The organism is Agromyces sp. MMS24-K17 (genome assembly GCF_043950245.1).
Classification (GTDB): Bacteria; Actinomycetota; Actinomycetes; order Actinomycetales; family Microbacteriaceae; genus Agromyces.
Genome location: NZ_CP171640.1, coordinates 190,958 through 204,934, shown reverse-complemented (window position 1 = coordinate 204,934; position 13,977 = coordinate 190,958). Strand labels below are relative to the sequence as shown.

Here is a 13,977-nt window from a genome sequence, read left to right as displayed (position 1 = left end):
CGGATGCCGCGGACCCCGTGGCCCGCGGCATCCGTCGTGGTGCGGCTCAGGCCGCGGACTTCAGTTCCCGGCCGTGCACCGTGAGCGCGTAGACGATGAAGATGTCGAGCGTGATCACGATGAGCGACCACCACGGCTGCGCGGGCAGCAGGTAGAGCTGCCCGATGGCGTTCAGCAGCACGAGGATGATCGCGACCACGCGCGCCCAGGTCGCCCCGCGGAGCAGGAAGATCGCGACGAGGATCAGCGCGAGGCCGGTCAGCAGGTGCCACCACGCCCAGCCCTGGAGGTCGAACAGGAACAGCGTCCCGTTCACCGCGAAGTAGACGCTGTCGGGGGCGAACAGGGCCGTCAACCCGTACAGCGCGTCGAACACGCCGGCCGCGATCAGCAGGAAGCCGGCGAACCAGCCCCAGCCGACCCAGCCGGACGCCTTGGTTCCGGTGGTCTCAGTCATTGCGTCTTCCTCCCCTCGTGGAAGCGCCGGGCGCGGCATTCCGCGGCGGCGCGGTGGTGCTGAGCGTCAGGCTAGACCTCGGCCCGATCCGCGGCGGGCGGCGCGCCGTCGGCGTTCCCGGGGCTAAGTGGGACATCCGTCCCACTTCTGCTACGCTACGCCGCGTGATGACGCGCCCTCGACGACCCCTGCTCGCCGGGGTCGCCGCCCTGATCCTCCTCGCCCTCGGGGCCGGGATCGCCTTCGTGCTCACCGACGCCCTCGGCATCCGCTCCGAGGCCTCCGACATCCCGGCCGAGGCATCCGCCGTCGCCCCGGTCGCGCCCACCGCGCTGCCGCCCGCCTTCACCGCCATCGACGCGCCCGGCAGCCCGCGCATCGGCGCGGCGGTCGCCGAGCTCGAGGCGGCCGTCGCGGATGCCCCGGCCACCGACGGCACCGCCACGCTCACGGTCGAGGCGGGCGACGGGGACCCGGCCGACGAGACGTACCGCCTCGACGGCGAGGCATCCGCGCTCCGCATCGTCGCCGCCGGCGAGGCCGGGGCCGTACGCGGCGTCTACGACCTCGCCGCCGCGGTCCGCGACGGTCGCCCGATCGCCGAGCACCTCGGGCAGGAGGTCGCGTCGCGCCTCGGCTTCCGCATGGCCGACCTCGGCGCCGTCGGCGTCGAGCCCGACGAGGCCGCGTACTCCGCCGGCGACGACTACTCGCACAACTCGAAGGCGTTCGAGGACGTCATCCTCCCCGACGCGCCCTACATCGACGAGACCGCGCTCGCCGCGGCCCGCGAGGAGTTCGACGCGTACGTCGCGCACCTGCTCGCCGAGGGGTACACCGCCCTCGCCTTCCCGGGCCTGCTCGAGTACCTCACGTTCTCCGACGTCGGCGACGGCACCGAGGTGTATGACGCCGACGACGAGCACGTCGCCCGCGCCCACGCCATGCGCGAGGCGTTCGGCCCGATGCTGCAGTCGGCCCACGAGGCCGGCCTCCAGGTCTTCTTCCGCACCGACATGCTCGTCGTCACCACCCCGCTCGAGGACTACCTGACCGAGCGGTTCGGCTCGCTCGACACCGAGGACCCGGAGTTCTGGGGCGTCTACGCGCAGGGCCTCGACGAGCTCTACCGCGAGATGCCCTACGTCGACGGCGTGCTCATCCGCATCGGCGAGGCCGGCCAGGTGTACGACCTGCCCGACTGGGACTACACGTCGAAGCTCGCCGTCACGACCGTCGACGCGGTGCGCACCATGCTCACCACCCTCGTCGGCCAGGCCGAGCAGGCCGACCGCGAGCTCATCTTCCGCACCTGGAGCGTCGGCGTCGGCGCCGTCGGCGACCTGCACACGAACCGGGAGTCGTACCACGCGGTGCTCGACGGCATCGACTCCGACCACCTCATCGTGTCGACGAAGTACAGCCTCGGCGACTTCTACAGCCACCTGCCGCTGAACGACACGCTCGAGGTCGGCGACCAGCGCCGCATCATCGAGTTCCAGAGCCGCCGCGAGTTCGAGAACTACGGCGCGTTCCCGAACGACCTCGGCCCGCTCTACGCGACGGCGCTCGATCGGCTGCTCGCCGCGAACCCGAACATCGAGGGCATCTGGACCTGGACGCAGGACGGCGGCCCGTGGCGCGCCGGCCCGATGAACCTCGAACTGAAGTCCGGGTTCTGGCAGCTCGCCGAGCTGAACACCGAGCTCGCCGTGCGCCTCGCCCGCGACCCGTCGCTCGACCCCGCAGCGATCACGGCCGACTGGGCCCGCCGCTGGTTCTCCGACGACCCCGAGACGGTGCGGGCGATCGGCGAGGCGATGGCCCGCTCCCGCGAGGCGATCACCGACGGCCTGTACATCGGGCCGTTCGCCGAGCGCCGGGTGTTCGCGATCGGGCTCGAGCCGCCGCCCATGATGTGGATCTTCGAGTGGGACATCCTCACCGGCGACAGCGCCTCGCTCGACGTGATCTATGAGATCTCCCGCGACGACCTCGACGAGGCGATCGCGGGCGGGCGCCGCGCGCTCGCCGCCGTCGACGACATGCGCGACCTGGTCGGGGCGACGGATGCCTCGAGCTGGAAGGATCCCGCGCTCCGCGCCGCCTTCGCCGACACCCTCGACTACGAGGCGTCGACGCTCGGCCTGCTCGCCGACTACCGCGAGATGTTCCTGCGGAAGGCCGAGTGGCACGACACCCGCTCCCCGGAGGCGTTCGCCGCGTGGGAGCGGGCGAAGGGCGCGTTCGCCACGAGCGCGGCCGCGCACGAGGACGCGTACGCGGGCGACCCGTACTTCCCGGCGTACAACCTCACGGCCGCGCAGCTCGGCCTCGACCGGGCCGAGCGCGACCCGGCGATGGCGTGGGCGTCCGGGGGGCTGCTCGCCGTCGTGCTCGCCTGGCTCGCGCTCGGCATCGCCGCGCGGTGGCGCCGGTTCGCGGCCTGGCCCGGCGCCCGCGCCGCCCGCGCGACCTGGATCGCCGGCACCCGTCCCTGGCGTGCGGCCGACGTCGTGCGCGACCTCGGCACGCTCGACCGGGTGCTGCTCGTCGCCGTGCCGGCCGTCGCCCTCGTGCTGAGCCGCTGCATCCTCACCTGGTTCGCCGCGCCCGCTCACCTCGTCGTCACCCTCGGCACGTGGGCGCTGTTCGCCGCCGCGCTGGTGCTCGTCGTGCGGCTGCTCGGCGGGACCTGGACGACCGTGGCCGCCGCCCTCGGCGGCGCGGCCCTGCTGCGCGTGGCGCTGCTCTCGGCCGTGCTCGTGCCGACCGGTCCCGGCGGGTACTGGTTCGGCTTCTGGACCGACCCGGTCTCCCGGTCGCTGTACACGACGGTCGCGTTCGCGCTCTTCGCCTGGGTGCTCGTCGCGGGCGCGTGGGCGGCGGCGCGCGAGATCGGCCGGCGGCGCGCGATCGGCGCGACCGTCGCCGCGAGCGGCCTCGCGCTGGGGCTCATGGCGACCCTCGTCGGCGCGATCGGCCTCGAACAGGCGCTCACCACGTGGAACGACCAGATGGCGCTGCTGCCGTGGGGCCTGTCGCGGATCCTCGGCATCACCGTGTACCTCGACATCCCGGCCGACACCCCGTGGTTCGTCGCCGCGCTCGGCGCGGCGGCGGCGGTGGTCGGGCTCGCGCTGGCGCTGCCGCGCCGGCGGGCCCGGGCGGTCGTCGCCTAGAGGTTCTGCCCGATGTCCCAGAGCCGGTCGGGCCGCCCGTCGATCGCCTCCGACACGGCGAGGGCCTGGTCGTCGGAGAGCGACGCGACGTAGTCGATCACGCCGCGGCCGACGCCGAGGCTCAGCACGTCGTCGGCCGCCGGCACCGGCACGCCCTCGGGTCGCTCGGTGCGCAGCGCCGCATACCCGTCGGTCGCCAGCTCGACGAGCTCCTTCAGCCGCACCGGCACGCGATGCCGGTCAACGTCGTCGGTGACCCACGCCGTGAGGCCCTTGACCGCGCGGGTCAGCACCCGGCTGAGGCCGCGCTGGTACAGGGCGATGTCGGCCCGGTCGAGGATGAAGTGGCGGTGCAGGAACTTCAGCACCTCGACCTCGTGCCAGGCCAGGCGGTCGAGCGTGACCAGCCCCGTGCGGGCTTCGCCCGCGGGCGCCGGCACCACCGACGACTGCAAGTGGTTGATCCAGCGGTTCGTGAACGACGACAGCGCCCGCTCGGCCGCGATCGACCCGTCGAACGGGATCGCCAGCAGGCCGTCGACGAGGTCGCCCGCGACGACCGCGACGGCCTCGGCGAACGCCTCGTCGTCGGCGATCCACGGGTCGGAGTGGCGGAGCTTGCGGCGCAGGCCCTCGAGCGCGGCGCCCGGCGGCGCGGTGCGGAGCACGAGCGCCTCGTCGTCGAGGTCGCGCAGCGCCGCCGAGCCGTCGAGCCAGCCGCGGAACTCCCGGGCCACCGCGCCCTGGCTGAGCAGCCCCGCCCGGTAGAAGTCGTCGACGTCGTGGATGGAGTACGCGATGTCGTCGGCGAGGTCCATCACCGAGCACTCGAGCGACTGCGCGAACGGCGGCAGGCCGTTCCTCGCGGCGGCGAGGTCGGCGGCGTCGAGGTCGTACGCCGAGAACTTCGCCACCTCGATGCCGCCGGATGCGCCGGCTGCGCCGGCTGCGCCGGCTGCGCCGGATGCGCCGGACGCGCCGGACGGCCCGCCGTCGCTCCGCCGCATCCCGCGGGGGAGCGGGCCGGTCCCGAGCGCCGCCGCGTCGGCGAAGCGGGTCCACGGGTACTTCGCGGTCGCCGCGCGCACCGCGGCGGTCAGGTTCAGGCCGTGCGGCGAGGTCTCGGTGACGTCGAGCGACGCGATGATGCGATACGTCTGCGCATTGCCCTCGAACCCGTCCGGCAGGCCCAGCGACTCGCGCGCGAGCCGGTCGAGCACCCGCTCGCCGAGGTGGCCGAACGGCGGGTGGCCGAGGTCGTGCGCGCTCGCCGCGGCCTGCACGACGACCGCGTCGCAGCCGTGCTCGACGGCGAGGTCGTGGCCCGGCGACGCGGGATCGGCGAAGCCCACCGCGATCGCGCGGGCGACGGCCGTGACCTTGATCGAGTGCGTGAGCCGGTTGTGGATGAGCGGGCCCGCCCCGGGCTGCGCGATCACCTGCGTCACCGCCGACAGGCGGGAGAAGTACGGCGAGAAGCGGATGCGTTCGAGGTCGAGGCGGAACTGCGAGTGCTCGCCGATCACCTCGATGCTGCTCGTCGGCTCGGCGACCCGTCGCCGCGCGCGTTCGGGAATCATCTCGCCCCCACTCCTCGAACCGGTGCGGATGCCCCGCCCGGCTGCCGTTCCAATCTAGGGCGGGCGCCGCTCCACGGGGGACGGACGGCCCCGAGCGGGCCACGGTTTGGCGGCGGGGCATCCGTCGCCTAGACTTGCTGAGGTTGCGATCGACGACCAAGCTTCTCTGCGCCTCCGGGGGTGGGTTGCGAAGCCGTCGGGAGTGATGCCAGGAGTCCCGGAACCGGGGCCCTAGGGCGGTGGCTCAATTGGTAGAGCAGCGGTCTCCAAAACCGCAGGTTGCAGGTTCGAGTCCTGTCCGCCCTGCGAGCCGGCAGTGAATGCCGGCCCACGAAAGGTATACGAGTGGCCCGGAAAGTCATCGACGAACCCAGTGAGGACGTCGTCGCCAACGCCAAGCGCGAGCGCGCGGCTCGGCGCAACCCGTTCTCGCGGATCGCCCTGTTCATCAGGCAGGTCATCGCCGAGCTGAAGAAGGTCGTCACTCCCACCCGCAAGGAGCTGTTCAGCTTCACGGGTGTGGTGCTCGTATTCGTCGTCATCATGATGGCGATCGTGTGGGGGCTGGACCAGCTGGCCGGTTGGCTGGTGCTGTACGTCTTCGGCCAGCCGGGAGTCTGATCGGGCTCTCGGTGCCGAAGGGCTGACTCCGGCCGGGAGTTCCCGGCCGACTGAGAGAAGGATCTGAAGTGACGAAGTACGAGCGCGACGACGTCGACTGGTCGACCGCGGCCGAGCAGTCCTCGGAAGACGACGAGGCCCAGGAGGGCGCGACGCTCGAGCACGACGAGACGTCGGTCGACTCGGCCGAGCATGTGGCCGTGCACATCGTCGACGACGAGGGCAACGACATCGACCTCGATGCCGTCCTCGACGCGATGGCCGAGGCCGTCGACCCCGAGGCCGACGCCGTCGTGGACGACGCGCTCGACATCGACTCCGAGGAGGAGGCCCTCGCCGCCGTCGAGGCCGTCGAGGAAGAGGCCGAGGACGTCGTCGACCCGTACGAGGAGTTCCGCGCCGAGCTGCGGTTCCTGCCGGGCAAGTGGTACGTCATCCACTCCTACGCCGGCTTCGAGCGTCGCGTGAAGGCGAACATCGAGCAGCGCCGCGAGACCATGGCCATGGCGGACTTCATCCACCAGGTCGAGGTCCCGATGGAGGACGTCGTCGAGATCAAGAACGGCCAGCGCAAGATGGTCACCCGCGTGCGCATCCCGGGCTACGTGCTCGTGCGCATGGACCTCAACGAGGAGAGCTGGTCGGTCATCCGCCACACTCCGGGCGTCACCGGCTTCGTCGGCAACGCGCACAACCCGACGCCGCTGCGCTTCGAGGAGGCCTTCGGCATGCTGAAGAGCCTCGTCGAGATCAAGGACGTCGCCCCGGCCAAGGGTGCCAAGGGCGCCCAGGCCGCCGGCGCCGCCCGCGCCGTGCCGGCCGAGGTCGACTTCGAGGTCGGCGAGACCATCACGATCAAGGACGGCTCGTTCGCCGGCCTGCCCGGCACGATCAGCGAGATCAAGCCGGAGAGCGGCAAGCTCATCGTGCTCGTCTCCCTCTTCGAGCGCGAGACGCCGGTCGAGCTCAGCTTCGACCAGGTCACCAAGCTGTAGCAGAGCGGGCGCTCGCAGCCCGCTCGGAGGATTCCTCCGCTATCATCGAGAGGTTGTGCGCGCGTCGCACGCCTCCCACAATCCACCGCGACCCGGATCCGCCGGGTCCGCGGGAGAGTGCCCCGGGCCCCGGGGCGTTCGATCAGAAAGAGAGAAATCATGGCACCGAAGAAGAAGGTCACTGGTCTGATCAAGCTTCAGATCAAGGCCGGCGCCGCCAACCCGGCCCCGCCGATCGGCCCGGCGCTGGGTCAGCACGGCGTGAACATCATGGAGTTCTGCAAGGCGTACAACGCGCAGACCGAGTCGCAGCGCGGCAACGTGATCCCCGTCGAGATCACCGTGTACGAGGACCGCTCGTTCACCTTCATCCTGAAGACCCCGCCCGCCGCGGAGCTCATCAAGAAGGCCGCCGGCGTCGCCAAGGGCTCGGGCGTCCCGCACACCACCAAGGTCGGCAAGCTGACCCAGGCGCAGGTGCGCGAGATCGCCGAGCAGAAGCTGGTCGACCTCAACGCGAACGACCTCGACGCCGCCTCGAAGATCATCGCGGGCACCGCCCGTTCGATGGGCATCACGGTCGAGTAGTCGACCCCTTCACCAGAACTCTCATTCGTGGCAGCGCCGGCCAGGCGCGATGACCACATTTCTCGCTAGGAGAATCCACATGGCACAGAAGTCCAAGGCCTACCGGGCCGCGGCCGAGAAGATCGAGGCCGGCAAGTACTACGCTCCGACCGACGCCGTCGCGCTCGCGAAGGTCACCGGTTCGGCGAAGTTCGACTCGACCGTCGAGGTCGCGCTGAAGCTCGGCGTCGACCCCCGCAAGGCCGACCAGATGGTGCGCGGCACCGTCATCCTCCCGCACGGCACCGGCAAGACCGCCCGCGTCATCGTGTTCGCGACCGGCCCCGCGGCCGAGGCCGCGATCGCGGCCGGCGCCGACGAGGTCGGCGGCGCCGAGCTCATCGAGAAGGTCGCCGGCGGCTACACGTCGTTCGACGCCGCCGTCTCGACCCCGGAGCTCATGGGCCAGGTCGGTCGTCTCGGCAAGGTGCTCGGCCCGCGCGGCCTCATGCCGAACCCGAAGACCGGCACCGTCACCCCGAACCCGGCCAAGGCCGTCGAGGAGATCAAGGGCGGCAAGATCGAGTTCCGCGTCGACAAGCACGCCAACGTGCACTTCGTCGTCGGCAAGGCCTCGTTCTCCGACGACCAGCTCAACGAGAACCTGAAGGCCGCGCTCGAGGAGATCACCCGCCTCAAGCCGTCCAGCGCCAAGGGCCGCTACATCCAGAAGGGCGCCGTGTCGACCACGTTCGGCCCCGGCATCCCGCTGGACGTCAACGCCATCTGAGCCTGACGCCTCGCGTCGTACGAAGGCCCGCCGGTCCGCCGGCGGGCCTTCGTCGTCCCCGGGCGGCATGGCGGTGGGGCTCGGCGCGGGGCGGGGCATCCGCCCCTCGGTGTCGTCCCCGGGCAGCGTGGAGCGGTGCGGCTCGGCGCGGGGCGGGGCATCCGGCCGCGCGCCTCACCGCGCGATGCGGAACTCCGCCTCGCCGAGCGGGGCGACCTCCTCGACCGCGAGGCCGGTGACCTGCGAGCCGGGCGGGCCGGCCTCCAGCCGGCGCAGCATGGTCGCGACGGATGCCTCGTCGCCCTCGATCTCGGCCTCCACCGTGCCGTCCGGCAGGTTGCGGACCCAGCCGACCACGCCGAGGCGCTGCGCGTGCTTGCGCGCGAGGTAGCGGTAGCCGACGCCCTGGACGAGGCCGCTGACGACGACGCGACGACGGATCATCCCGCCACCCTAGCCGAGCCGTGATGGCTCGGAAGCCGGGGCGTACGATGACCGGCATGGGGGAACTGACCGACTACATCGCGGGCCTCGACGGGCCCGATCGCGACGCCGTGGAGCGGATCCGGGGCCGGGCCGCCGCGCTCGTGCCCGACGCCGAGGAGGGGCTGGGCTACGGCATGCCGGCGCTCACGTACCGCGGGCGCCCGCTGCTCAGCGTGCAGGTCGCGAAGGCGCACATCGGGTACTACCCGTTCAGCCCGGCCGTCGTCGACGCGGTGCACGAGGAGCTCGACGCAGGAGGGTTCGACTGGTCGAAGGGGACGGTCAGGTTCTCGGCGGAGCATCCGTTGCCCGAGGAGGTCGTGACCCGGCTCGTGGTGCTGCGCCGCGACGAGATCGACGCCGCGCTCGCGCGCTGAGTCCGCGCCCTCCGCGTGCCCGCGTGCCCGCGCGTGCGACGACGCGAATGGTCGCCTCCCACGAGGGAAGGCGACCATTCGCGTCCGGGCGGTGGCGCGGGGAGGGTTCGGGTCAGGCCCGCGGGGCCTCCACCGCCTGGACGGCGCCGGTGCGCACGCGGATCTCGTCGGCGACGGCGATCGCGTCACCGGCGGGAGCGTCGCTCCGGCGGTCGGGTCGGGCAGCGAACAGGTAGACCAGGCCGGTGCCGAGCACGACGCCGAGGCCGATGAGCACGACCCAGTCGGTGAGGACGTCGCCGGAGGTGCCCGGCACCGCCAGCAGGATCATCGCGAAGATGCCGTAGGCGAGCGCCAACACGTTGACGACGATGCCCCAGCGGCCGAGCGAGAAGGGCCCGGCCGGCTTCCAGCCGCGGAAGCGCTGGCGGAGCGAGGCGAGCACGACCATCTGGAACGCGACGTAGATGCCGAGCACGGCGAACGCCGTGACCGGGTAGAGCAGGTCGGCGTTGAGCCACACGAGCACGGCGATGAGCGCCGGCACGGTGCAGGCGACGATGAGCGCGTTGGCCGGGACCTTGCTGCCCTCGGAGACCTTCGACAGCCAGCGGTGGCCGGGGATCATGCCGTCGCGGGCGAAGGAGAACAGCAGGCGGCTCGCGGCGGCCTGGAGGCTGAGCACGCAGGAGAGGAACGCCGTGATCGCGATGACGAGGAACAGCTTCGCGCCGACCGGGCCGAGCGTGGACTCGAGGATCGCGGGGATCGGGTCGGCGTCCTCGCCGGAGACGATCGCCTGCAGGTCGGGCGCGGCGAGCACGTAGCCGCCGAACGAGAACAGCGCCGAGACGCCGCCGACGAGGATGGTCAGCATCATCGCGCGGGGGATCCGGCGGGCCGGGTTCTCGACCTCCTCGGCGACGTCGCCGCAGGCCTCGAAGCCGTAGAAGAGGAACAGGCCGGCGAGGGCGGCGCCGAAGAACGCGGTCACGTAGCTGCCGTCGCCCTCCACGCCCATGGTGTCGAAGAAGATCGAGAACTCCTGCTTGCGCTGGAAGATCAGGAGGTAGAGGCCGAGGCCGATGACGCCGATGAGCTCGGCGGCGAGGCCGATGCGGGCGACGCGGGCGAGCCACTTCGTGCCGGTGAAGTTGATCGCGAGCGCGATCACCAACAGGGCGAGCGTGAGCCAGAGCGTGGTGTCGGCGGTGTGCTCGAGGCCGAACAGGCTGGCGGCGAAGCCGGAGCCGTACTCGGAGACCGCGGTGATGGTCACGATCATCGCCCAGATGTAGACCCAGGCGGCCATCCATGCGTAGCGGCGGCCCCAGAGGCGACGGGCCCACGGGTAGATGCCGCCGTGGATCGGGTACTGCGACACGACCTCGCCGAACACCAGCGAGACGAGCAGCTGCCCGGCGCCGACGATGACGATCCACCAGATCGAGGGCGGGCCGCCGACGGTGAGGGCGACGGCGAACAGCGAGTACACGCCGACGAGCGGGGAGAGGTAGGTGAAGCCGAGGGCGAAGTTCGCCCAGAGGCTCATGGAACGGTGGAACGAGTCCTCGTAGCCGAGGACCTGCAGGTGCTCGCCGTCGCCGAGTTCGGCGCGCTTGCTGGGGTCGGTCATGGTGGCCTTTTCCTTGATCGTCGTTGATCGCGTCCGCCCACCCGGACGACTTCGTGGCGTGCAGCAGTCTGCCATACATCCGGTCGTAAAGGTATAGCACCGGATGATTTAGCAGGATCGGCCGCCGGGAATGCCGCGAGCCCCCGAATGCAGCGAGCCCCCGACCCGGTCGGGTCGAGGGCTCGTCGCTCGCCGGAGCTGTGCCGGGCGTCAGCCGATGCGGATCAGCTTCTTGTTCACGAACTCGTCGGCGCCGAAGCGGCCGAGCTCGCGGCCCGAACCCGAGCGCTTGACGCCGCCGAAGGGCAGCTCCGCGCCGTCGGCGAGCACGACGTTCACGAACACCATGCCGGCCTCGATCGCGTCGGCGACGCGCTCGGCCTGCGCCGGGTCGGTCGTGTACACGTACGAGCCGAGGCCGAACGGGGTGTCGTTCGCGATGCGGATCGCGTCGGCCTCATCGGCGGCGCGGTACACCTGCGCCACCGGCCCGAAGAACTCCTCCTTCGAGGCCGGGTTCTCGGGCGAGACATCCGTCAGCACCGTGGTCTGGAAGAACGCGCCGTCGCGCGTGCCGCCGTGCGCGAGGGTCGCGCCGTGCTCGACCGCCCGCCGGACCTGCTCGTCGAGGTTCTCCGCGGCCTTCAGCGACGACAGCGGGCCGAGCGCCGAGTCGGCCGACGTCGGGTCGCTCGCCTCGACCTCGGCGAGCTTCGCCGTGAACTTCTCGAGGAACGGCTCGTACAGGTCGTCGGCCACGATGAAGCGCTTGGCCGCGTTGCAGGACTGGCCGCTGTTGTCGAGGCGCGCGTCGACCGCGTTCTGCACGGTCTCGTCGAGGTCGTCGGTCGACAGCAGGATGAAGGGGTCGGAGCCGCCGAGCTCGAGCACGACCTTCTTCAGGTGTCGGCCCGCGATGGCGGCGACCGCGGCGCCCGCGCGCTCGGAGCCGGTGAGCGAGACGCCCTGCACGCGCGGGTCGGCGATGACCTCCTCGATCTGGTCGTGCGAGGCGTAGATGTTCACGTAGGCACCCTGCGGGAAGCCGGCGTCGAGGTAGACCTGCTCGATCGCGGCGGCCGACTCGGGGCACTGCTCGGCGTGCTTCAGCAGGATCGTGTTGCCGATGATCAGGTTCGGGCCGGCGAAGCGGGCGACCTGGTAGTACGGGAAGTTCCACGGCATGATGCCGAGCAGCACGCCGAGCGACGACCGGCGGATCACCGCGGTGCCCTCGCCGGCGAGCAGCGAGATCGGCTCGTCCTGCAGGAAGTCGGCCGAGTGATCGGCGTAGTACTCGTAGATCGCCGCGGCGAAGTCGACCTCGCCGAGGGCCTGCTCGATCGGCTTGCCCATCTCGCGGACGATGATCTCGGCGAGCTCCTGGCGGCGCTCGGTGTGCAGTTCGCCGACCCGGCGGATCAGGGCCGCCCGCTCGTCGACGCTCGTCTGCTTCGACCAGGTGCGGTGCGCGTCGGTGGCTGCGGCGATGGCGCCCTCCAGCTCGGCGGCGCCGATCGTGTCGTAGGTCTTGACCGTCTCGCCGGTGGCGGGGTTGGTCACGGCATAGCTCATGGGAGTTCTCTCCTTCTCATGTGCACACGCGAGAGGTCGTCTGCCGCGGTGCAGTCGCTCGTGATCTAAAGATATACCACCGGATGATTCGGGGAGGTTTCAGGATGCCCCGGGCCCGACGGGCCCGACGAGCACCGAGAAGGGCGTGCCGGGGCATCCGATCGATGCGCCGGCGGCCGCGGGGGCGAGCTGGCCGACCTGCAGCGCGGGGTCGGTCGAGAGCACCACGCGCCCGTGCTCGTTCACGAGCGCGAGCGGGGCGTCGACCTCGAGGAAGGCGCCGAGGAGGGCGCGCTCGAGCCGGCGGACGGCGATATCGGCGCCGACCACGCCGACCATCGCGTCGCTGCCGGCGGCGCCGGCGGCGCCGGCGAGACCGGCGACGTGCACCGGCATCGTCAGCGTCAGGATGTAGTCGCAGGTGCAGAGGTGGTCGACGTACGGGCCGGTGACGTGGGCGCGCCGGGTGGTTGCGGGGATCCGGTACCACTCGAGCGCGCGGAAGTCGCGCAGGTACTCGGCGTAGCCGCGCGTCGAGAGGTCGAGCCGCGTGGGCCGGTCGGTCGAGCCGAGCACCGGGTTGTCGTCGAGCGGGCCGAGCCACCACGCGAAGTGCACGTCTCGGCCGCGCACGACCTCGCCGTCGGCGATGAACCCGGCGCCGACGAGCAGCGGGTCGTCGGCCTCGAGCCGGGGGAGCACCAGGTCGGCGACGGCGTCGTCGAGGTCGGCGGGGCGGATGTCCCGGCCCGTGCCGAGCCGTGCCTCGATCGCGGTCCGCCAGTCGGCGAGCCGATCGAACACCTCGGCGAAGACCGATCCGACGCGGTCGGCGACCTCAGTCGGCGTGCGGCTCATCGAGCGCACCCCCTCGCTCGACGCGCGCCTTGGCCTCGAGCAGCCGGCGCGACAGCAGGGCGACCAGCTCGCCGGCGGCCTCGCGGGCGCGGGGCTGCCGGTGGCGGGCGACGGCCCGAACGATGCGGTGGTCGAGTTCGACGGCCGCGGCCCGCGCGTCGGGGTCGTCGAGGCCGAGCAGGAGCAGCGGGCCGAACTCGGCCTGGAGGCGGATCTGCTCGCGCACGAGCCGCGCCGACTGGCTGAGCACGGCGAGCTCGAGCAGGAACCCGCCCTGGTTGGTGCGGGCGGCGGCGGCGGTCGAGAAGTCGGCGGCGCCGAGCCATCCGGCGAGGTCTGCGGCATCGGCCTCGGTGGCGCGCTCGGCCGCGCGCTCGGCGGCGCCGGCGAGGATCGCGCCGAAGTAGACCGCCATGTCGCCGAGCTCGACCTGCGCGAGGCCGCGGAGGCGCGCGGTCAGCACGGTGCGGTGCTCGGCGTCGTCGAGCACGACGAAGCTGCCGCCCTCGCGGCCGCGGCGGGTCTCGACGAGACCGGCCTCGCGGAGGATGCCGAGCCCCTCGCGCACGGTGATGAGGGCGACGCCGAACCGCCGGGCGAGCTCGGGCTCGCTGGGGAGACGCTCGCCGGGCTCGAGCACGCCGAGCACGATGCCGTCGGTGAGCCGCTGGGCGACCTGCTCGGCGCGGCCGGCGTCGGCGAGCTGGGCGAACACCGCCTCGCGTGCGCCCGGACCCACCCTCGTCTCCATGCGTTCCACGGTAGTCGAGGGGCGGGCCGGCGGCGGGCGGCGCGCGCAAAAAAGATTCGATATAGGATGAATGTCGTGCGGCCGGCCCGGCCGCGCTCATGC

13 protein-coding genes and 1 tRNA gene are annotated in these 13,977 nt (G+C 72.0%); 7 read left to right on the top strand and 7 right to left on the bottom strand.

Annotated elements, in window-relative coordinates; genetic code table 11:
• Nucleotides 1–46: 46 nt before the first annotated feature.
• Complete coding sequence (locus ACGGZK_RS00840) at nucleotides 47–457, bottom strand: hypothetical protein (RefSeq protein ID WP_395244381.1); 411 nt, start codon at nucleotides 455–457, stop codon at nucleotides 47–49.
• A gap of 167 nt (nucleotides 458–624) precedes the next feature.
• Here ACGGZK_RS00840 and ACGGZK_RS00835 point away from each other — a divergent pair, with 167 nt between their 5' ends.
• Entirely contained in the window at nucleotides 625–3,639 is a 3,015-nt protein-coding gene (locus ACGGZK_RS00835) for a hypothetical protein (protein ID WP_395244380.1), read from the top strand.
• On the opposite strand, the gene dgt is transcribed toward ACGGZK_RS00835, so the two are convergent.
• A complete protein-coding gene (gene dgt, locus ACGGZK_RS00830; RefSeq protein WP_395244379.1) occupies nucleotides 3,636–5,219 on the bottom strand; it encodes a dGTP triphosphohydrolase in 1,584 nt (527 codons plus the stop codon). The two genes, ACGGZK_RS00835 and dgt, sit on opposite strands and share 4 nt — an antisense overlap.
• 233 nt (nucleotides 5,220–5,452) lie before the next feature.
• On the opposite strand from dgt, the gene ACGGZK_RS00825 reads away from it, so the two are divergent.
• The 5 genes from ACGGZK_RS00825 (at nucleotide 5,453) to rplA (ending at nucleotide 8,192) form a co-directional block, all read left to right on the top strand.
• Nucleotides 5,453–5,525: transfer RNA gene (locus tag ACGGZK_RS00825), tRNA-Trp, on the top strand.
• Between the two features lie 39 nt (nucleotides 5,526–5,564).
• Nucleotides 5,565–5,840 (top strand): preprotein translocase subunit SecE, encoded by a 276-nt coding sequence (gene secE / locus ACGGZK_RS00820; RefSeq protein ID WP_121477920.1) that lies wholly within the window; start codon nucleotides 5,565–5,567, stop codon nucleotides 5,838–5,840.
• A 68-nt stretch (nucleotides 5,841–5,908) separates the two neighbouring features.
• Nucleotides 5,909–6,835, top strand: a complete 927-nt coding sequence (gene nusG, locus ACGGZK_RS00815; protein ID WP_395244378.1) for a transcription termination/antitermination protein NusG — start codon at nucleotides 5,909–5,911, stop codon at nucleotides 6,833–6,835.
• Nucleotides 6,836–6,994: 159 nt separating this feature from the next.
• Entirely contained in the window at nucleotides 6,995–7,423 is a 429-nt protein-coding gene (rplK, locus tag ACGGZK_RS00810; protein WP_395244377.1) for a 50S ribosomal protein L11, read from the top strand.
• Between the two features lie 79 nt (nucleotides 7,424–7,502).
• Entirely contained in the window at nucleotides 7,503–8,192 is a 690-nt protein-coding gene (gene rplA, locus ACGGZK_RS00805; protein WP_395244376.1) for a 50S ribosomal protein L1, read from the top strand.
• A 174-nt stretch (nucleotides 8,193–8,366) separates the two neighbouring features.
• Here the strand turns inward: rplA and ACGGZK_RS00800 are convergent, their stop codons facing one another.
• Nucleotides 8,367–8,636, bottom strand: a complete 270-nt coding sequence (locus ACGGZK_RS00800; RefSeq protein ID WP_395244375.1) for an acylphosphatase — start codon at nucleotides 8,634–8,636, stop codon at nucleotides 8,367–8,369.
• A 56-nt stretch (nucleotides 8,637–8,692) separates the two neighbouring features.
• Here ACGGZK_RS00800 and ACGGZK_RS00795 point away from each other — a divergent pair, with 56 nt between their 5' ends.
• On the top strand, nucleotides 8,693–9,055 hold the full coding sequence (locus ACGGZK_RS00795) for an iron chaperone (protein WP_395244374.1): 363 nt from the start codon (nucleotides 8,693–8,695) through the stop codon (nucleotides 9,053–9,055).
• Between the two features lie 112 nt (nucleotides 9,056–9,167).
• Here ACGGZK_RS00795 and ACGGZK_RS00790 read toward each other — a convergent pair whose 3' ends face one another.
• From ACGGZK_RS00790 to ACGGZK_RS00775, 4 genes are all read right to left on the bottom strand, one after another.
• The gene (locus tag ACGGZK_RS00790) at nucleotides 9,168–10,691 is read right to left on the bottom strand and encodes an APC family permease (protein ID WP_395244373.1); all 1,524 of its coding nucleotides are present in this window, start codon (nucleotides 10,689–10,691) and stop codon (nucleotides 9,168–9,170) included.
• A 210-nt stretch (nucleotides 10,692–10,901) separates the two neighbouring features.
• Entirely contained in the window at nucleotides 10,902–12,266 is a 1,365-nt protein-coding gene (locus tag ACGGZK_RS00785; protein ID WP_395244372.1) for an NAD-dependent succinate-semialdehyde dehydrogenase, read from the bottom strand.
• 99 nt (nucleotides 12,267–12,365) lie between these two features.
• The gene (locus ACGGZK_RS00780) at nucleotides 12,366–13,124 is read right to left on the bottom strand and encodes a hypothetical protein (RefSeq protein WP_395244371.1); all 759 of its coding nucleotides are present in this window, start codon (nucleotides 13,122–13,124) and stop codon (nucleotides 12,366–12,368) included.
• Nucleotides 13,105–13,875 (bottom strand): GntR family transcriptional regulator, encoded by a 771-nt coding sequence (locus tag ACGGZK_RS00775; protein ID WP_395244370.1) that lies wholly within the window; start codon nucleotides 13,873–13,875, stop codon nucleotides 13,105–13,107. Before ACGGZK_RS00775 ends, ACGGZK_RS00780 begins: the two co-directional genes overlap by 20 nt.
• Between the last annotated feature and the right edge of the window lie 102 nt (nucleotides 13,876–13,977).